The sequence below is a fragment of the Paenibacillus chartarius genome, from assembly GCF_042432825.1.
In the GTDB taxonomy this organism is placed as follows: domain Bacteria; phylum Bacillota; class Bacilli; order Paenibacillales; family NBRC-103111; genus Gordoniibacillus; species Gordoniibacillus chartarius.
The window spans coordinates 52,572-72,095 of record NZ_JBHLWN010000105.1; the positions used below are offsets into that span (position 1 = coordinate 52,572).

Below are 19,524 nucleotides of genomic sequence, written 5' to 3' on the forward strand. Positions count from 1 at the left end.
GGGGGATATTGAAGAACGGGGTGACCGAGCATGGCGGAGTTGCATCAAATCGACGGCTGGGATGCGGCATGGTGGGCCAAGGCGGAACCGATCTACGACCACGCGTTTCCGAAGGAAGGGCGCAAGCCCGAGCGCGTTATTCGCAGCCTGCTGGAGCGGGGCGTCGGCTCCCTGTACGTGCTGACGGAGGAGGGGGAGCCGGTCGCGATGGCCATTGCCGGCATCGTCCGCAAGCATGAGAGGCGTGCGCTCGTGATCGATTACTTGGCCGTAGCTGCCCGGCGCCGGGAAGAAGGCTACGGCCGGGAGCTTATCGGCCGGTTAAAGCAGCAGGTCGGGCAGGAACAGCCGCTGGATATGCTCGTGATCGAGGTCGAAGCGGAGGATACGCCGGATAATCGGGGACGGATTCGTTTCTGGCAGCGGTGCGGGTTTCAGTTAACGTCCTACGTGCACACGTATATTTGGGTTCCGGAGCCGTATCGGGCGATGGTATTGCCGCTTCGGCAAGGTGCAGGCGTACCGCTGGACGGAGAAACGCTGTTCTCCTACATAACGGACTTTCATCAACGCGCTTATCGAGGGAGGTAACGACAATGAACGAACCGATCCGTTTTCCCGGCTATCCCCGTACGGAGCGGGAAGCGCAGCTGTGCAGACTGGCCGACGGACTTGCCGCTTCCTTCGCGCAGCGGGCGGCGGAGCACGACCGCAACGGGACGTTTCCTTTCGACAACTACGACGAGCTTCGCTCAACCGGCTTCGTCAGGCTTCCGCTTCCCCGCGAATACGGCGGCGAGGAGCTGACGCTGTACGAGCTGCTGCTCGTGCAGGAACGGCTCGCACGGGGCGACGGCTCGACGGCGCTGGCGATCGGCTGGCACATGGGGCTGCTGCTGCAGCTTCGCACGACACGGGCTTGGGCTCCTGAACAGTTCGACGCGCTATGCCGGGCCGTTCAGGAAAGGGGCGCCCTGCTGAACAGCTTCGCCACCGAGCCGGCCTCCGGCAGTCCGAGCCGCGGCGGCATGCCCCGTACGACAGCAGTTCGCACCGAGGACGGATGGGTCCTGACCGGCCGCAAGACGTTCAGCACGCTCAGTCCGGCCGCCGACTTCTTTCTTGTAAAAGCCTCGATCCAAGGCACGGAGCAGGTCGGCGAATTTCTGATCCCGAAGAACGCCGGTATACAAATCGAAGAAACATGGGACACGATCGGCATGCGCGCGACCGGAAGCCACGATATCGTGCTCGATCAGGTTGCCGTCCCCGAGAACGCGCTGATTGTGTCGGACCCGGAGCGGAAGCAGCTCGACGCCGGCGGCTGGCTGCTGCACATTCCGGCCTGCTACCTCGGCATCGCCCAAGCCGCCGCGCAATTCGCGGTGAAGTTCGCCAAGGAGTACCGTCCGGCAGCGCTGCCCGGACCGATCGCCGAGCTGGAGCATATCCGTCACAAGATCGGGCTTATGGAAGCGAAGCTGCGTACGGCTCGCACCCAGTTGTTCGCCGCTGCGGCCGCTTGGGACGACGCTCCGGAGCATCGCAGCGGCATGCAGACGGAGCTCGGCCTCGCCAAATACGTGACGACGAATTCGGCGATTGAAGTCGTCGATCTGGCGATGCGGATCGTCGGCGGCAGCGCGCTCTCCCGGTCGCTGCCGCTGGAGCGGTATTACCGGGACGTACGAGCGGGGCTCAGCAATCCGCCGATGGACGACGCCGTCCTGCGCAGCTTGGCCTTGGAAGCTCTCTGCGAAGCGCCGAACAAATAAGAACGGATGTGACCTTTCATGATTCGCCCCAGCCTGACTACACTGCTGATCGCCCTAGCCGGGGCCGCCCTATTCAACCTTCTTCATATACCGATACCGTGGCTCCTCGGACCGATGATTGCCGTGCTTATCGCGAACAACTCGTCGAAGCTCCGGCTGGCATGGCCCCGCTACGTTCGCGATATCGGTCTTGTGCTCACCGGCTATTCGATGGGCTTGTCGCTCACCCGCGACGCTCTCGTCGAAATCGGCCGCCAGCTCCCTTCCATGCTGCTGATGACGGTCACGTTGGTCGTGATGTGTGCAGGAACGGCCGTCATCATATCGAGGCTAACTGGAATCAATTTCCCGACGCTGATGACCGGCAGCATTCCCGGCGGGCTCACGCAAATGATCACGCTGGCCGAGGAGTTTCCGAGGATTGACGTCACCATCGTCACTTTATTTCAAGTGGTCCGGCTGATGATGATCGTCATCGTCGTTCCGCTGCTGCTGTTCAGTCCGCTGCTGGGCGGGGAGCATGTCGGCGGAGCGGCTGCTGCCGGTTCGGCAGCAGCCGAATGGCCGGCGCTTCTGTCAGGCCTGCCGATCCTGCTGCCGGTGTGTGTGCTGGGCGTCATTCTAGGCAAAGCGTGCAAGCTGCCGACCGCCCATATGCTCGGACCGATGCTGGCCGCCGCAGCTGCGGCGCTGTGCGGCTTCCACGGCCCGGAGCTGCCGTCGCCCCTGCTGGCCTTCTCTCAGCTTGTCATCGGCTGCTATGTCGGATTGCTGCTCCAGCCGGGCAAGCTGCCGCACAAAGCGCGGACGATCACGCTTGCGCTTGCCGGAGGCTCGGTGCTGATCGCCGTCTCGCTCGTACTCACCTGGCTGCACAGCCGACTTCACAACGCTGCGGCCATAACGTCGTTTCTCAGCCTGTCGCCCGGCGGCATGGATCAAATGGGCCTGATGGCCCATGAAACCGGTGCCGATTTATCGATTGTGACCAGTTATCAAACCTTTCGGCTGCTGTTTATTTATTTTGCCGTCCCGCCGATGCTCAAATGGCTGTTCCAGCGCATGGAAAAGCGGGAAGCGTCCGCCGGATCGGACTAACTTCCCGCCTCTTCGTTACGAAGCCTGTTCAAGCTTCCATAGCGATGTTACTATGGGAGTAATGCTTGACCAACACATACAGGTGGAGCTGAATTTCATGAAGAGCACTAGGGCGGTCAACAAAGTATCGAACAATGCCGTATGCGTCGTGATTACGCAAATCGGGGACGATCTGTTCCGCGGATACGTTCCTCAGCTTCAAGCGGAAATTATCGGCGGTTCGGTTCAAGAAGTGAAGCATAAATTAAGACTCACATTGGCCAACGTCGAGCTGCTTCCGAACGCAGCCTCTTCGATCATCACTTTTGTCGAGCTTGATTAGCGTCGCCGCCGCACAGTTCGAGAAGCAGCTGTGCAGTCATGGATTCGGGATATTCCCGGATCCAATCCGTTATCTCCGAAAGCAGCAGATACTGGTGAAACGCATCCCCAGTCTCTACTTCAACCATCAGCTGGATATGCTGATATACACAAATCGTCCGCTTTGCGTCAGCGGAATACAAGATCGACCACGTTCCGCTGAAGGAAGGCACTTCACTGAACAACAGAAGTTCGTGCCGAGGCTGTCTCGCCGTATTCATCCGATTCCATTCCTCCCTGATTTTGGTTCCCAACCGCTCAGTTCCACTTATTCGCCCTCGAAAGCTATTTCCCTGCTTGCAGCTGTAATTTCAATTTTACATATTCACGATAATGCCGGCGTGTGAGCGGAACGATATCCGGATGGTGAGCGAGTAAAATATCATAATTCCCTTCCACGGCCAGATTCGGAAGCACACTGCGGATGTAGTGGAAATTGACCAGGAAGCTCTTGTGCGGGAAGAAAATCGCATCCGAGCATTGCCTTTTAATTTTGTCCAGATTGGTACTGGATTCATGGATCGAACCGTCGGCCATGTGAATTTCAAACACTCTCTTGTCCGTCTTCTCCACGAACACCACATCCTGCTCCTTCAGCTCGATATCCCGGTAATTCTTCGTTATGCGAATCAGCCGGTCGGAGTTTCTCCGCACCATATTGGCCAGCTTCGCTTCCTGGATACGCAGTCTCGCTTTGCGAATAGCCGCGCTGAAATCCCCGGGGTCGACCGGTTTATGCAAATAGTCGATCGTGCCAAGCTTAATGCCAGCCAGCAAATCATACGAGGAAATCGAGCCGGTCACGATGATGAGCTGAGGGCTGAAGCCCTCGTCCAATAGCTGGCGGCATGCCGATAATCCGTCGAGACGTTCCAGCGTAATATCGACAAGCAGCAAATCGGGGCGGTTCTCCCGTACGCACTCGACCAAGCATAGCCCGGAATTGACGGTGGCGACGACCTCCAGCTCCTCGTTCTTTGCCAGCTGTTCAAGCATACTGGCCAGCTCGGCATGATCCTCTGCGATAATGCATGATAGTTTGTCCGCTTCCATGTCTTTGCCTCCCCCTCACCCGACTGCCGCGCCTCGGTCTCTCAGTCCTACGGGTATCATCACGGTAAACTCGACGCCGCCGTCGATATTCTCGATATGGATCGATCCCTTATAGCTGGCGACCAACGATTTGACAATATGAAGGCCAAGTCCGGCATGCTTGTTTCTCTCTTTGGTCGAATAACCTCTTTCGAACAGCTTCCGATGCAGCTCTGGAGCGATGTGCTCGCCGGTATTCATTACCTTGAATTGAACTTGGTTGGCGAGTACGATACCGGTCACTTTGACCATCCTATCCCCGGGATCCTTCAGCTTCTTCGTGCTGTCAAACGCATTGTCGATCAAGTTGCTCAATATTTTCACCAAATCCGTCGCCTTGACCGCCCCGAACTCCAAATGCTCCATATTGGAAAAATGCTGCTCGAACGCGATGCGAAGCGACTCCGCCTGAGCGATCTTCGCATGAATCAAGCCGCCGACCGCCGGAATGCCAATGTCGACCCGATCGTTCGTCCATTTGACATCGCCGACAAGCGCTTTCGTATACTCCTTCAATTCAGCGAATTTGCCCATCGTAGCCATCGCATGAATGGCCGCCAAGTGGTTGTTGTAATCGTGCCGCTGCTCCCGGACCCGGTGAAACAACGAATCGATATTGCCGACGTAAGCCTCCTGAACCGATAGTGCCACCCGTTCACGCAGCTTGCGAATCATGGCTAAATACAGTCCGATAATCAAAATGGCGATGACGGTCGAAACCGCGATAAACAAAATCGATTGATTGAGCTGCCGGTCCAGGCTTGCTTGCAGCTTCGTGTAGTCCGTCGATATTTCGATCAGCAGCGGCGGCCTGTCCCTGCTGAACTTCAAATAGTCGATATCAAGCGGGTTAAAGCTCTTGAACACGTGCCTTCCGTTACTTACCGTCGTGTAATACACCGGCTGCATCGTATCGATCGCTTTCCTGGCATAATACAGCTCATCCGGATCTTGCGTACGGTAGTCGCCGAACAGTACAAGCCTTTCCGAAAACCAATAATCGGCGGTTCCAATCTCCGTATCGATGCCCAGCAGCTTATCCGGATTGAGCACCGAAATTTCCAAAGACATCTCCTCGTTATAGTCCACCAGCTTCTGAATGGTGCGGTCAACGCCGGCTTCTTCGTAATACTGGGCCATATGCGTATCGTGCACGAAAGGGTCTATGATATAATTCGTCGTACCGTCGTAATAATAACCCCACTTATCAACCGATGTCTGATTCGTGGTCGACGTATCCTTAGGACCGCTCCAGTAGTACGGAAACGTTTGACCGATGCCGACGTCAACCGGCTTCAGGTCCAGCATTTGCTGAAACGCTTTATAGTAAGTATCCCAACCTTTGGAGCTGACATTAATTTCTTTCGGATCGGACGACTTCAAGCCGACGATATCGTCCTCGGTTTGCTTAAACAACGTAATGCCGGCGATGTTCAGCGTTTCGCTGAGCTCGACCAGCTCCTCGTTCGTTACCTTATCGATGTCGGGGTCCAGCTTGTACAATGCGGCAATTGAAGCCGTGCGCAAGTTTTCGCCGACCATATCCTCGACAAGCTTCTCCCCTGCTGCCGTCGTCTCGATCGCCGTTCGAACGCTGTTGAACAGAACGTTCATCTGCACCTTCTGGTTATCGATCAAGCTCGTTCTGAAGTGAACATAGTACACTGCGTTAAGCGTAATGACGACAACTAGACAGACAAGCGCCATCAGTAACGGCGCTCTGCGAAGACGTGCAAGCAAATTCTCTCTCTCCTTATATTGGTAAAATAAAAATATGATATACTATAGCGGACGACGTATACGAAACGGCAGTGAACGGACAATGAGCGGATCCTTGCAAACGATTACTCCATGCTGGGGCACGGCGATACCTAGCCGCGATACCAAATTGTGTCGAACATTATCGTATCATATTTTTTAATGATTTTGATACCCTTCTCTTGCGGGGTTATTTCGAGTCTGCCGTAAGAGCAATTTGAATGGCACCGGGTCGAAGCGGTAATAAACTTATCGGTTTGCCGTCCTCCGAGCGGAGCACACGCCGCCGCTTTACCGCTTTGACCGGATTGGAGAGGAGTCGAGCTTGTGGACAAAGTACGCTGGGGAATCATCGGCTGTGGAGCCGTAACGGAAATCAAGAGCGGACCGGGCTTCCGCAAAGCGGACCGTTCGGAGCTGATCGCCGTCATGCGGCGAAACGGCGAGCTTGCGGCCGACTATGCGAGGCGGCACGGCGTACCGCGATGGTACGACGATGCGCAGCGACTGATACACGACCGTGAGGTTGATGCGGTATACATTGCTACGCCGCCGTCCAGTCACCTGGAATATGCGCTGCTATGCGCCCAGGCAGGCAAACCGGCCTACGTCGAGAAACCGATGGCCATGAATGAACCGGAATGCCGGACGATGCTGGATGCTTTTGAGAAAGCCGGAGTGCCGCTCTTCGTGGCGTATTACCGGCGGGCGCTGCCCCGTTTTCTCGCTATCAAGGAGTGGATCGACAGCGGCCGTATCGGGCAGGTTCGGTTCGTGAACGTCGTCCATCATGCCCCGCCGACGGCGGACGAACTCGCCGGCAACGGTTCATGGCGAGTCCAGCCCTCGATAGCCGGCGGCGGCAAATTTCTTGACGTCGGTTCGCATACGCTCGACATTCTCGACTTCCTGTTAGGACCGATCGGGCATGCGGCAGGACGGGCCGCCAACCAAGCCGGCTTATATGGAACCGACGATATCGTGTCGGGCCATTTCACTTTTGCATCCGGCGCACACGGTACCGGCGTTTGGTGCTTCACGGCTTCGCGTTATGCGGAGATGAACGAAATCGTCGGCAGCTCCGGCTCTATTCGCTTCTCCACCTACGGCACGGAGCCGGTGCAGCTGATCGATGCGGACGGCACCGTCCATGAGATCGGCTTCAACATGCCGGAGCATATTCAGCAGCCGCTCATCCAGAGCATTGTCGACGAGCTGACCGGTACCGGCGTCTGTGCAAGCACAGGCGTGAGCGCTGCACGAACAAGTGCCGTCATGGATCGGATGCGCGCCAATTGAACGTATGCGGTGCGAGCTGAATCGTCAAAAATAAGCCTCCGCCCATCCGTACGTACCGGGTCCATACCGGCATAGGGATTGAACTGCCGAACACGCTGCAGACCGTTAGCTGAATGTACCCACATTGAAATTATCAAGACGCAGTCTCCAGGAAATGAGTGGGGGCTGCGATATTTTTTTTATAAGTCGCCCAATTTCAAGAACAGATAGCGGCCAAAGTTTTGGAGCGCACGCGTTGGCATTGAAGATGATACCCGGAGCAGTCATTCAGGAATGTACGGGTAAAGCGGAGGAACGCATAAATGATGGGAAACCGACAAATTGGTTTGCAGGAAGCTTAATTATAATGGTGTGGATAACGGTCTTCGTATGGCTTGCTGTTGCAGCGCACCGTTATTTCCCATGCTAACTGCCACAAAAAAGGGCAGCCCCGAAGGACTGCCCGGATCTTCCATTATGGCCTCAAGCTGAGCCAGCTCAGCTTCTGCGCTGCAACTAGCCTTCTTTCGCCGCCAGGCATAACGTCGTAAACATTCAGTGTATACGGCGTGCTGAACGACATGTTCGGAACCATCTGCTTGTCAACCTTCATAAATTCGTAATCGGCTTCCCCGAGCGTGAGCGCGCCCTCCTTGGCGTAGGCCGCTCCCAAAGAAAGCTCCTGAGTAAATTTGATCGTGCTGTCCTTGCCGTCGACAAATTCGAGGATGACCTTGCGGCCTTCCGTATTCGCCAGCACCGACGGGTCTTGACCGAGCTTGTAGTGGAAACGGATCGTCAGCTGGCTGTTCACGAAATCGACGGACGAAGCGAATTTGCTAAAGGAAACCGTGAACGGGTACAGCTCCAGACCGAGCAATGTATCGGCCGTGTTACGCTGCGGCGCCGGAAGAGCGAACATTGCCGCATTCACGTAAGCATCCGGCCGAGCAGACTGGGCTGACTGGGCAGCTTGCGCCCCCGTGCCTGCCGCAGCAGTTTCCGTACCGCCGCTTGCTGTTGCAGCCGTCGATGTCCCGGTGCCGACCGTATCGGTTGTGCCCGCGGATGCTGTCAGCGCTCCGTCTGTCACGGAATCTCCGACGAGCAGCGCCTCCGCCCGCTTGCCCTCCTGCACAAGACCTTTCGGCAGTACAGCCGAGACGGTGACAAGCGCCCTCCCCGTCGGTGCGAGCTTCGCACGGGACTGAGTCAGCGTAGCCGGGAACAGTGCGCCTCCTTCCATCTTCAAGAACGCGGTCCGCTCGCCGATCGCACGGGGACGAAGCCCTTGATTGCGAACGAGCAGCTCCGCCACGTACAAATCGTTGAGCTCCGATTCGTACACTTGAACCTTCCGTACCGTCAGCTCCGCTTCTCGGCCGGCATTGGTTGTTAACCAGCTTTGGCCCTCAGCGACAAGCGGCATGTTCAGCGTCGTCTGGTCCGATTCGAGCGTCAGCAGCTCGACCGTACGATCCGTCCCGCCGTCCTCGGCCTTTTCCTTCTCCTGAAGCACGAGCTTCGCCTTGGCAAACGAATAGGTGTACGGGATTTTGCCGTATAGACGGATCCTCGCCTGGCCTTGCGGCGCGATGCCGATTTGTTCGGCTAACCGCACTGCCTTCGCTTCGACCTTGACTTTGCCGTCAAGCAGGAAATACCCGAGCAGCTCCGGCAGCGGAAGCGCCTCTTCCCCTTTGTTGACAAGCGTAATGTCCGCCGAAACAAGATCGTTCTCTTCCCAGGGCATCCGCTCCAGGGCATTCAGCGTTACGCCGAACAGGCCTGTTGCGGATTGGATCGCATACTCCGTCTGGGCTTGGCCGGAAGTCGAAGATGTAAATGCCGGGAGCTCGAGGGTTGCGATCGGCAGACGCACTTCAGCGGGCTCGGCGGTTTCCGCCGTTTGACCGCTTTCCGGCTCGGTCAGCACGACCTGCCAGCCTTCCGTCGGCACCGTCGCCGGAACGGTCGCCGTCCACTCCGTCCGCTTCGCGGCGCGGGGATTGAGCGCCTTATCGGCCAGCGGCTTCATCGTAAGCGGGTACAGCGCACCGTCGGCAGCCCGTAAATAAGCTTGAACACCGGGGGCTTCTATGCTCTTGATGCCGACATTGTTCAGCGTAAGCCATACCGTCGGCAGCCAGTTTCTCTCATTGCGGGAAAGACGCGCCTCGGGAATGCCGATCTCCAGCTGTGTGCCGGCGACGTCGGCCACTCTCGTCCTGCCCTGCGGGGTAACGAACGAATAATCGGCCGCAGTAACGATCTGGCTGAGCGGACGCTCGTAATTGACATAGTTCATATCCCACATGACGAACTTGAACGTAACGCCGGGGAACTGAAACGGCAGCGGGATGTCGGCGGCATACGTGAAATCTTCATAAGCATGCGGTCCGATGCGGTTCTTCGATTTATCCTTGGCCAGCAGCTTGGCGTTCAGCTCCCCGCCGTCGGCGCTGAATACCCTCATCCCATAATCCATGAAAAACATTTCCCGGTCGTCGTTGTTGTAAACGCGAACCTTGAACGTCAATTGCGTCGACGAAGCCCCGGGAATGATGTACATATTCCGCACCTCCGCCGTGCGGGCACCGTCCAGCTTGGCGATGCCGACGAGCGGCTCCGGCAGTACGGCCGCCGCTTCCGCCGCATGGGCCCGGCCGGCGAACAAATTGCCGTCCGCCGCAAACGAGCCGGCGCAAAGCGTTGCTGCCAGAGCGGCGGACAACGTCAAGTTCAAATATTTTTTCATTGGGGTCATTGCTGTAAATCCTCCCGTCACTATTCGTAGCGTAATGCATCGATCGGCTGCATCCGAGCCGCCTTGCGTGCGGGATATATGCCGAAGAATAAACCGACGCCCGCGGAAAATCCGAAAGCCAGCACAATCGCGCCAATGGAAACGGAATAAGGCCAGCCGGAAACCAGCGCAAAAATATACGAAGCGAGCAATCCGAAGCCGGCACCCGCCGTCCCCCCCAGCAAGCAGAGGAATACGGCCTCGACGAGAAACTGGCCCATAATCGTGCCGGGCGTTGCCCCTAGCGCCTTGCGGATGCCGATCTCTCTCGTCCGCTCCGTTACGGAAACGAGCATAATGTTCATGACGCCGACACCGCCGACAAAGAGCGAAATACCGGCAATAGACCCGATAATGACCTGTAAGATGCTGAATACCGACGATACGTTTTGCTCCACTTCCGCAGCGGTTTGCGTAGAGTACGTTTTGTCCGTCGTATTGTGACGCTTGGCGACCGTTTTCTTGACATCGGTCATAATCTTTTGCAAAGCTTCCTCTTCCTTCGTGTCGGCTTTCACATAAAGCGCCGAGAAGGTAACCGTCCCGTTATCGTTGGAACGCGGCAGCACGTAAATCGACATATATGCCTGGTACTCCGTCTTCACCGGAGGACTGAACAAGTTGCGCTCCGTCTTCGTAACGCCGATAATCTGATACAAGCTGCTCCCGATCGTCAGCTTCGCGCCGATCGCCGCCTGCGGCGAGCCGAAGACAAGGTTGGCGTAATCGGATTCGACGACGATGACCTTCTGCCGGGACCGTTCTTCCGCGGAGCTGAAAAACCGTCCGGCCAGCATCGTCATCTTCTCAATCTTGGACAGCTCGTTCGTCGTCCCCGAAATGATCAGCGATTTCGTCTCCCGCGAGCGCTCGGTTTTGGCATCGGCCAAAATCGTCAGCGTCCCGGTCGCCATTTCGACGCGGGGCACCTTGCGCACCTGCTCCAGATCGCCCATGTCGGGCGCAATATTATACTGCACATCCGTCCCGCTGCTCGGCAGCAGCGTAAAGAATCCGTCGCCGTACTTGGAAATGCTGGACACGACCGACGTCTTGCCGGCTTCACCGATGGATACGATCGTGACGACCGCAGTGACGCCGACGACGATGCCGATCATCGTCAGAAACGCCCGCATTTTGTTGGCGACGAGCGCTTCCATGGAGAGCATAATATTTTCCATCAAATTCATACGGACACCCGCCTGTCGTTCGCGCGGTCCTCGAGAAGCCGCCCGTCGCCGAAGCGAAGGATGCGCTTCGTTTGCTCCGCGATATCGGGCTCGTGCGTGACAAGAATGACCGTCACCCCTTCGTCATTCAGCTGGCTGAACAACGCCATGATCTCATGGGACGTCTTCGTATCCAGATTGCCCGTCGGCTCGTCCGCCAGCAGGATCGACGGCTGCATCGACAAGGCGCGGGCGATCGCGACGCGCTGCCGCTGGCCGCCTGAAAGCTCGCTCGGCTTGTGCGTCAGCCGTGTGCCGAGACCGACCTTCTCGAGCAGCTCCTTCGCCCGCTTGATACGGGACGTCTTGTCGATGCCGCCGTATACCATCGGCAGCTCCACATTGCGCAGTATCGTTTGGCGCGAGAGCAAGTAGAAGTTCTGGAACACGAAGCCGATCTTGCGGTTGCGCACGAGCGCCAGCTGGCGCTCGGACAGCGACTGCACCTGCTGGCCGTCCAATTCGTATACGCCGTGCGTCGGGGTATCCAGACAGCCGAGAATGTTCATCAGCGTAGACTTGCCGGAGCCGGAGGAACCGATAATAGCGACGAACTCGCCTTCGGCGATGTGCAAATCGACGGTTTTTAGCGCATGGACTTCGGTTTCGCCCATACGATAAATTTTTTGAATACCGCTAAGCGTAATCATTGCACATTCACCTTAGCTTTGTCCTGGAGCTTGTCGCTCGCTTGAGCTACAATCCGGTCACCGGCGGAGACGCCGCTTTCGATGGCGATCATGCTTTCATTTTCGCTGCCGGTCGTGACAGCCGTCTTCGCCAGCACTCCATCCTTAACGACGAATACATAGGAGCTTCCGGCTTCGGATAGAACGGCTGCATGCGGCACGATCGGGCGAGGCGTGGCCGGCAGCGTCACCGCAATGGCCGCCGTAAAGCCCGGCTTCAGCTCGGCGGTCGCGTTCTCCGGCTTCACGGTCATTTCCACATAAGGCTCCTTGGAGGTTCCCGTCTGGGGGGTCTGGGCGATGGCTGCGAGACTCTGCACTTTTCCTTTAAATTGCTGCGAGAAGGCGTCTCCCGAGATGACCGTATCCATGCCGGCCTTGACCTTCCCTGCGTCGAGCTCGTTCAAATTCGCTTTAATCCGCAGCTTCTGCAAATCGACGATCGTTGCGACCGAAGCGCCGCCGGTGACCGTTTGTCCGACAGCGGCCTGCAGCTCGGTAATAACGCCCCCCGCCGCCGCCTTCACTTGAGCGAGCAGCAGCTTGGCGCGAATCGATTCGATCGTCAGCTGCTGGTTACGCTTCTTCAGCTCGTAGAGAGACCCGTCCGGCTGCTCGGCCTTCACGTTCGCCGAAGTTCCCTGCTCGAACCGGCTCTTCTTGAACTCGTCAAAATGCTGCTTGATTTCCTTGGTGCGCTCCTCCTCGATAATCCGCAGATTCGTCTCTTCCCGGGCCAGCTGCTCTTGAAGCTCTGTCGTATCCAGCTCCAGCAAAACTTGACCCGCCGCAACCGTATCGCCTTCACGCACAAACAGCTTCGTGATTTTGCCGGACATTTCGGTATAAGCCGTTGTCTCGCTCTCCGATTCGACTTTCCCGTTCACGTACAGCGTATCCGCGATCGTCCCCTGCTCGACGGTGACCGTCTCCAGGTTGCTCGCCTGTCCTTCCCCTCCCGACAACACGAAACCCAAGGCAATGACCGCTACGATCACTACGATCACGACGCCCCATATCGCTTTTTTCAAAACGGAGTCCTCCTCAATATTGTGTCGATTACCGGCTCGCGGTCAAAATCAAGCTGCTGGTGCACACTTCGGTGACGCCGTCGATACCCAGCAAGCTGTGAATTGCCCGGTCGTAAAAAACCGCTACGTGGGTTGCCGTCACCCCGTCCGATTGTTCCGCGCACAGCCGAAGCTGCTCCGTCATTCTGCCCGCTTCCAGAAAACAAACGCGATAGCCCCTGTCTCCGAACAGCATTCCCGCCCGCTGCAGATTCGCCGTGCACAGCACTACTCCTGTCCATGCGCGGCTGTCTTCATGCCATTCTTCCGATGCGTATGGGGGCATATACCGGGTCAGCGGCTCCGCCGGATTCGATTGCAGCAGCTGCAGCTCAGCCTTGCACGTATGCAAATAAAACAAATAGTCCTGTCCGCTTCGTCCGCATTTGAACAAAAAGTACACTTCGAGCTGGTCCAGATGCTGGGGCGGAATTTGCAGCTCCTTGCCAATGGCAAGCGCATCGCCGGATGCGGCTCCGCCGCTTGAGCGCAAGCGGTGAAACTGGGCCAGCAAGCCGAGACATGGCTCCATTCCGGCCGGAACCGGAAATTCATCGGGATTGCGTGGCGTATGCAGCTTGATGGCGGGAACGGACACGAATTGCTTTACGGCCCGCAGCTCCAGCCCAAGCCGAGGCGTTTGCTTCTGCAGCGACGCCAGACGTGAACGGTGCATCAAAAATTCATATTCGCCGAATACCGATTGGGCGTGAAATAAATAGGCCAATTGCTGCTGGTCCCGTCTCCAGCCGATGTGCGTCGTGTCGGAATGCAACGTACTCCTCCCCCTTTCGCAGCAGCCACTTCAACTAGCCCCGCTTGACAGGCATGGACGACAAACGGTCGTTCGGCGTCCATTCGTTGCCGGCACTTACAAGTCCGGCAGCCCCGAGCGCGATGACTTTAACCGCACATAGTCCCAGCTTGCGGACATCTTCCGTGGTCACATCGACAACGACGACATCGACTTTGTGATGCTTGAGGCTTTGCACGATCCGGTGCACACGGTCGGCCGTTTGTCCGACCAGCAGACGCTCGTCGACCGTAACCGGCAAGCGCTTCTCCGAAGCGATGGCAAATTCCGCTTCTTCCTTGGTCAGGATCGGCAATCCATGCTCTGTATGGACAGCCGTCAGGCACGACGCCGCTTCCAAAGAATAAATATGCTCCGGCTCCATACCCAGCAGCGCCGGCTTACAGCTCTTGTAATTACCGGCCAGCTGCAGCAAAGCTTCCGTTACCGACTGCTCTTCCGTCAGTCCCGCCCCTGCACCGGTAATAACCTGGCCGCGCCTGGTTATTAGTACGCTGAACGAAGCCGGAATGCCGGCATTCGTCGTCATCCGCATCACGTGTAATGCGAAGCGCTCCTTCTCCTGAAAAAGCCGGAACTGTCCCATAAGATCTGGGCAAGTATGCAGCTCGAGCTTCGGCGGGGACCATCGGTGAAACTGCATGATCGTATACGATTCGTTCTTAAGGACATCCAGCAGCCCGCGAAGCACCGCATGCTCCACCGTCGTATCGCAAGCGAGTCCCGTCGCCGCCGATCCGGATCGGACAGCGGCTTCCTTCCTTTCCGTCGGGATGTAAGACGGCCATACCGCCGAGGCCGGCACCCATACCGGCGCATGCGAGGTAAAGCTGATGCCGGGCACCCAGCGCAGCAAAGTCGATTCCGTAATGGGTTCGTCGGGCAAGCTGTCGTCCGCCGGTGCAAACGGTTCCTTCAGGAACCGCGGGATCCGGTCCGGACAAAGCGCTCCTTCGCCGAGGTCGCGCCTAGAAGCGAGCACGGTTCGTTCCAGCTGGACGTAAGCGGAGCAATAACGCGCCACAGCCTCCGAAACGGCGGCTTCCTCAGCCTGCTCCATCGTCAGTCCGACGCTCCGCACGATGCGGGAGCATCTCCCGTTGTGCTCCGTCTGCCACGTACACGTGTCGGCCGAAACCGCAAACGATACGCATGCTGCCAGTCCGCCCTCGTCGGGCGGCAGCGACACAAGCCTGCCTACGATGCCGACGCGGGAACCGACGCAAAAATTGTACGGCGGCTGTAAAGACGGAGCTCCTCCATATTGAATGAGCGAACCTTGCATAACGCTACCAAGCCACCTCTTTCCTCCATGCCTGCGGCAGCATAACGGCAGGTACGCCGCATGTCGGACACGTCGGTATTTTGTATACCGGCTGTACGTCTCCTTGCAGCCGGTATGCGTCGAATTCAAGCATATGCTGGTACGTTAGCGGCAAATCGCCGGTTTCCCGCCTTCTCAGCCATTTGAGGCATTCTTGCGCAATGACGTGCATTAGCAATGAATAGGCAAGCCCGTTCGCCGGCTGCACACCGGGCATATCATCCGCACCGTGCGACTGCATCCGCAGCTTGACGCAGCGGTAGCAGCTCGTCTCTCCCGGAACGACGATCGGACCGATCCGGGCGCTGGCGCCGGAGCATTGAACGGGCAGCCAGGCCAGCTTCCGGGCAAAGGCGGCGTCGTTAAATACCGTTCCTTCCCGCTCGGCGTCGAACAGCACCGTAAGCTCCGTGCCCGGGGGAATATCCTCAGCCTTCTGCACGCAAACCAAATCGAGACCGGCCGTACGGACGGCTTGTACGAGTGCGGAATGAGGATTCCCGTCTGATGTAACTGCCACAATTGGACGATGCAAGTTGAAGCCTCCTTATCACCTATAGAACACCAGCAATACCAAGCACTACCATACCTTATGACCGGTGGTCTTTCAATGCATCGAAGGTAAACGTTTCATGAATCTTTTGTGAAATCCGGCTAAATCGCTGCGTATTCCTTATCTCGGTCAAACTGATATTCATACAGCCCCGCGTACACGCCCCGCCGATTCAGCAGCTCCGTATGATTTCCCTGCTCGACGACCTTGCCGCGCTCCATGACGCAGATCATGTCGGCATCCTGTACCGTTGTAAGCCGATGTGCGATGACCAGCACGGTCCGGTTTTGCATCAGCCTTTGCAGTGCCTGCTGAACCCAATACTCGGACTCGTTGTCGAGTGCCGACGTCGCTTCGTCGAGCAGCAGCACCGGAGCGTTCTTGAGCAGGGCGCGCGCTATGGCGATCCGTTGGCGCTGCCCGCCCGACAGCTTGGCGCCCCGTTCCCCGACCATCGTCGCGTACCCTTCCGGCAGCTCCGATATAAAATCGTGGGCGAAGGCCGCTTTCGCCGCATCGACAAGCTCTTCCTGCGACGCATCGGGCTTGCCGAGACGAATATTGTCCTCGATTGTGCCTTCGAATAAATACGCATCCTGCGGCACGTATGCGATCATGCTGCGGATCTCAGCTAGCGTGTAGGCCGACATCGGCTTGCCCGCGATACCGATCGCCCCGCGCTGCGTCTCGTAGAAGCCGAGCAGCAGCTTGAACACGGTGCTTTTGCCGCTTCCGCTCGCCCCGACGAGCGCCGCAACTTGCCCCGGCTTCACCGCCAGCTCGAACCCGCCAAGCACCGGCGCGTCCGGCTCGTAGGCAAAGCCGATATCTTGGAACTCCAGCATCGCATCGCTGCGCAATCCCGCTTCTTCCTCGCGGGAAGCAAACCGCTCCTTCTCCGCCGGCTCCTCCAGCACCTCGAAGACGCGCGCTGCGCCGGCCAGCGAGCTCTGCATCAGCGATACGACGCTGCCCAGCTGCAGGAAAATCATCGTCACGCTCATTTGAAGCTGCACGATCGCGGCAAGCGTGCCAAGCTCGAGAATACCTTGCGCATACAACAAGATGCCGATCACAAGGATGCCGCCAAAGCTGAGGAAATTAATCAGAAAGTTGACGGCTTCAAGAAGCCCGCTGCGGTGCCCCTGCTCCAGCGTCAGGTCGGCTACCCGTTCGTTCGCTTCGTCATATTTACCGGTTACGATCGAATGTAAACGAAACATTTTCATAACCTGTAAACCTGCCAAAATGTCCGTCAATCGCTCCGTCATCCTGCCCATCTGCCCCTGCAGCTTTTCGCCCGTTTGCCGCAGCGGGCCGGCGAAGGCGGTGTTGGCGGCAATACCCGCCCCTCCGAGCAGCGTCAGCACGATAGCAAAGCGCCAGTCCAGAATGTACATCGATACAACGGAGCCGATCAGCGTAAAAATGTCCGTCAGCACGGACTTCACGTGCTCGACGTAAACCTTCTCCATCGTCTGGACATCGCTCGTCGTCCGGGAAATGAGGTCGCCCGAATGCCGTTCTTCGAAATACCGCGCCGGCAAATCCCCGAGATGCTCGTAGAGCCGCGTGCGCAGCTCGACCATCGTCTTCTTCACGACGCTCATGTAAATGTATGAGAATATCGGCGATATCAGGGCGATAGTCAAAAATGTGCCGCTCACAATCATGATCGATTGATAAAAATCGCTTCGATCGCCTTTATCCGCGAAATCCAGCAAGCTCTTGAACACGAAGGCAAGGGCGATGCTGATGCTGCCGTGCACCATGCTGTCTCCGATAAGTCCGACGAAATACGCTTTCCGGCGAGGGCCGAGAAGCATGAGCATGCGGCGAAGCTCAGCCCAGCTGTTTTGCAAAAGCGTCTTCGATATGAACATGCTGCAGTCCCCCTCTCGAACCGTTCGGCTCGTCGCCTTCTTCCATGACAAATTGCTTTAAATATAGCTTGGCGTACAAGCCGTTCTGAGCGATCAGCGACTCATGCGTTCCCCGCTCGACAATACGCCCTTCATCAAGCACAAGGACAAGGTCCGCTCCCTTGATCGTCGACAGCCTGTGAGCGACAACGAGCACGGTTTTGCCGTCCATCACCCGCTCCAGCGCTTCTTGAACGACGGCTTCCGACTGGGTGTCGAGCGCCGAGGTCGCTTCATCCAGCAGCAGGATCGGCGCATCCTTCAGCATCGCCCGGGCGATGGCCAGCCGCTGTCGCTGGCCTCCCGACAATCTGGCGCCGCGTTCGCCAAGCACCGTGTCGTAGCCGTCGGGCAGCTCGATGATGAAATCGTGGGCTCCGGCCGAACGGGCGGCTTGAATCACGTCGTCTCTGCTGCAGCCGGGACGGCCGTATCCGATGTTGTCGGCTACGGAAACCGGAAACAAAAACGTATCCTGGGAGACGATGGACAGCTTATCGCGCAGCGCGTGCGGATCCCATGCCGTCATGGAATGGCCGAATACGCGAATATCGCCGGACCAGCCTTCTTCCCCGTCGCCGTCCGGGCCTGTCTTCATGCCGTAATACCCGCAAACGAGCTTCAGGATCGTGCTTTTGCCGCTTCCGCTCGGACCGACCAGAGCGATCTTGCGTCCTGCGGGAAGAACGAACGAAATTCCGTCCAGCACGTTCGTTTTGCCGGCGTAGGCGAACGATACGCGCTCCAGCTCGATCGGTGCCGCCTTTTGATCAAGCACGGGCTCCGGCCGCCCTGAGGGCTCCACCGGAAGCTCCAGGATGTCGAACAGACGCTTGGCGGCACCCTTCGCCTCCTGCACCTGAGCCGACAGCACCGGCGCCATCGAAAGCGGCTGCATCAAATAGTTGAGCATCATGAGAAACAGAACCATGCCGCCCGCGGTCAGCTCGCCTTGACCGATCAAATAGCCGCCGAACGAAACGGCAAATATGATCGGGCTCGACAGCATGATGAGCGAAACCGGGGTAATCCAGGCGCGCCTCCGCTCAACCTTCAGGCTCTTCTCGAGCACAAGCTCCATCGCCGCCCGGTATTTGACCGCCATGTCCCGGAACATGTTGAACGCCTTCAGCATCGGAATGCCGCCGATCGTATCCTGCGCGATCGCGTTGGCCGAGCCGAGCCGTTCCTGGAGCTGCTCCGACATTTTGTTCATCGGGAATACCAGCACGCTGGTGACGATCATCGCCACCGGAAGCATCAGCAGGCTGAACAGCACCAGCTTCCAGGAGGTCAGCAGCAGGATCGTCAAGGAGCAGACAAAGAGCACCGGCATGTAAAACAAATTTGCGAAGTGCAGCAGGAAAAAGTTTTGCAGCACCGCCGTATCATTCGTCAACCGCGATACGAGGTCGCCGGAATGGCGGCTCTCCAGCGCGCCGACGGTCGTTTGGCCGAGATGATGAACGAGATCGCGCCTGATGTCGCGCAAAGCTTTCGCGCTGAAGCGCGTCAGCGCATATTTGTTGGCATAGCTGGCTAGTGCCCCCAGCACTGTAAAGCATGCAAGCAGCGCGAGCGGCGAACCGAGCCCGAGGGCGAGCTCGCCGGCCCCGCCGTCGACGAGCCGCTCGACGAACAAGCCGAGCCAGATGTCGATGACGGCGACGACGAGCGATGCCGTAATGCTGAGCACTACCCAATGGACGTACGGTTTCATTGTTTTGGCCAGCTTGAACATGTTGCGTTCTCCTTC

At 57.7% G+C, this 19,524-nt stretch carries 17 protein-coding genes; 5 read left to right on the forward strand and 12 right to left on the reverse strand.

What is annotated here, in order from left to right:
• The first annotated feature begins 30 nt into the window (after positions 1-30).
• The 4 genes from ACFFK0_RS26145 to ACFFK0_RS26160 all read left to right on the forward strand — a co-directional run bounded on the left by ACFFK0_RS26145 (position 31) and on the right by ACFFK0_RS26160 (position 3,195).
• Positions 31-591, forward strand: coding sequence for a GNAT family N-acetyltransferase (locus ACFFK0_RS26145; RefSeq protein ID WP_377473495.1), 561 nt, complete (start codon positions 31-33; stop codon positions 589-591).
• A 5-nt stretch (positions 592-596) separates the two neighbouring features.
• The gene (locus ACFFK0_RS26150; protein WP_377473497.1) at positions 597-1,775 is read left to right on the forward strand and encodes an acyl-CoA dehydrogenase family protein; all 1,179 of its coding nucleotides are present in this window, start codon (positions 597-599) and stop codon (positions 1,773-1,775) included.
• Between the two features lie 18 nt (positions 1,776-1,793).
• Entirely contained in the window at positions 1,794-2,873 is a 1,080-nt protein-coding gene (locus ACFFK0_RS26155; protein WP_377473499.1) for an AbrB family protein, read from the forward strand.
• Positions 2,874-2,970: 97 nt separating this feature from the next.
• Entirely contained in the window at positions 2,971-3,195 is a 225-nt protein-coding gene (locus tag ACFFK0_RS26160; protein ID WP_377473501.1) for a hypothetical protein, read from the forward strand.
• Here ACFFK0_RS26160 and ACFFK0_RS26165 read toward each other — a convergent pair.
• The 3 genes from ACFFK0_RS26165 to ACFFK0_RS26175 all read right to left on the reverse strand — a co-directional run bounded on the left by ACFFK0_RS26165 (position 3,173) and on the right by ACFFK0_RS26175 (position 6,065).
• Entirely contained in the window at positions 3,173-3,454 is a 282-nt protein-coding gene (locus ACFFK0_RS26165) for a hypothetical protein (protein ID WP_377473503.1), read from the reverse strand. The genes ACFFK0_RS26160 and ACFFK0_RS26165 overlap by 23 nt on opposite strands.
• A gap of 64 nt (positions 3,455-3,518) precedes the next feature.
• Complete coding sequence (locus ACFFK0_RS26170; protein ID WP_377473506.1) at positions 3,519-4,286, reverse strand: LytR/AlgR family response regulator transcription factor; 768 nt, start codon at positions 4,284-4,286, stop codon at positions 3,519-3,521.
• Positions 4,287-4,301: 15 nt separating this feature from the next.
• The gene (locus ACFFK0_RS26175) at positions 4,302-6,065 is read right to left on the reverse strand and encodes a sensor histidine kinase (RefSeq protein ID WP_377473508.1); all 1,764 of its coding nucleotides are present in this window, start codon (positions 6,063-6,065) and stop codon (positions 4,302-4,304) included.
• 345 nt (positions 6,066-6,410) lie between these two features.
• On the opposite strand from ACFFK0_RS26175, the gene ACFFK0_RS26180 reads away from it, so the two are divergent.
• The gene (locus ACFFK0_RS26180; RefSeq protein ID WP_377473510.1) at positions 6,411-7,382 is read left to right on the forward strand and encodes a Gfo/Idh/MocA family protein; all 972 of its coding nucleotides are present in this window, start codon (positions 6,411-6,413) and stop codon (positions 7,380-7,382) included.
• A 454-nt stretch (positions 7,383-7,836) separates the two neighbouring features.
• Here the strand turns inward: ACFFK0_RS26180 and ACFFK0_RS26185 are convergent, their stop codons facing one another.
• The 9 genes from ACFFK0_RS26185 to ACFFK0_RS26225 form a co-directional block, all read right to left on the reverse strand.
• A complete protein-coding gene (locus ACFFK0_RS26185) occupies positions 7,837-10,128 on the reverse strand; it encodes a baseplate J/gp47 family protein (RefSeq protein WP_377473512.1) in 2,292 nt (763 codons plus the stop codon).
• A 20-nt stretch (positions 10,129-10,148) separates the two neighbouring features.
• Positions 10,149-11,357, reverse strand: coding sequence for an ABC transporter permease (locus ACFFK0_RS26190; protein ID WP_377473514.1), 1,209 nt, complete (start codon positions 11,355-11,357; stop codon positions 10,149-10,151).
• Positions 11,354-12,046 carry an ABC transporter ATP-binding protein gene (locus tag ACFFK0_RS26195; protein ID WP_377473516.1) on the reverse strand — a complete coding sequence of 231 codons (693 nt, stop codon included), beginning with the start codon at positions 12,044-12,046 and terminating at the stop codon, positions 11,354-11,356. The genes ACFFK0_RS26190 and ACFFK0_RS26195 overlap by 4 nt, the downstream gene beginning before the upstream one ends.
• Positions 12,043-13,116: an efflux RND transporter periplasmic adaptor subunit gene (locus ACFFK0_RS26200; RefSeq protein ID WP_377473518.1), complete on the reverse strand. Its 1,074-nt coding sequence runs from the start codon at positions 13,114-13,116 to the stop codon at positions 12,043-12,045. Before ACFFK0_RS26200 ends, ACFFK0_RS26195 begins: the two co-directional genes overlap by 4 nt.
• A 28-nt stretch (positions 13,117-13,144) precedes the next feature.
• A complete protein-coding gene (locus ACFFK0_RS26205) occupies positions 13,145-13,930 on the reverse strand; it encodes a nitroreductase family protein (RefSeq protein WP_377473520.1) in 786 nt (261 codons plus the stop codon).
• Between the two features lie 34 nt (positions 13,931-13,964).
• Positions 13,965-15,254, reverse strand: a complete 1,290-nt coding sequence (locus tag ACFFK0_RS26210) for a YcaO-like family protein (RefSeq protein ID WP_377473522.1) — start codon at positions 15,252-15,254, stop codon at positions 13,965-13,967.
• 4 nt (positions 15,255-15,258) lie between these two features.
• Positions 15,259-15,828 (reverse strand): TOMM precursor leader peptide-binding protein, encoded by a 570-nt coding sequence (locus tag ACFFK0_RS26215; protein ID WP_377473524.1) that lies wholly within the window; start codon positions 15,826-15,828, stop codon positions 15,259-15,261.
• 119 nt (positions 15,829-15,947) lie between these two features.
• Entirely contained in the window at positions 15,948-17,729 is a 1,782-nt protein-coding gene (locus ACFFK0_RS26220) for an ABC transporter ATP-binding protein (RefSeq protein WP_377473526.1), read from the reverse strand.
• Positions 17,689-19,509, reverse strand: a complete 1,821-nt coding sequence (locus tag ACFFK0_RS26225; RefSeq protein WP_377473527.1) for an ABC transporter ATP-binding protein — start codon at positions 19,507-19,509, stop codon at positions 17,689-17,691. The genes ACFFK0_RS26220 and ACFFK0_RS26225 overlap by 41 nt, the downstream gene beginning before the upstream one ends.
• Positions 19,510-19,524 lie beyond the last annotated feature (15 nt).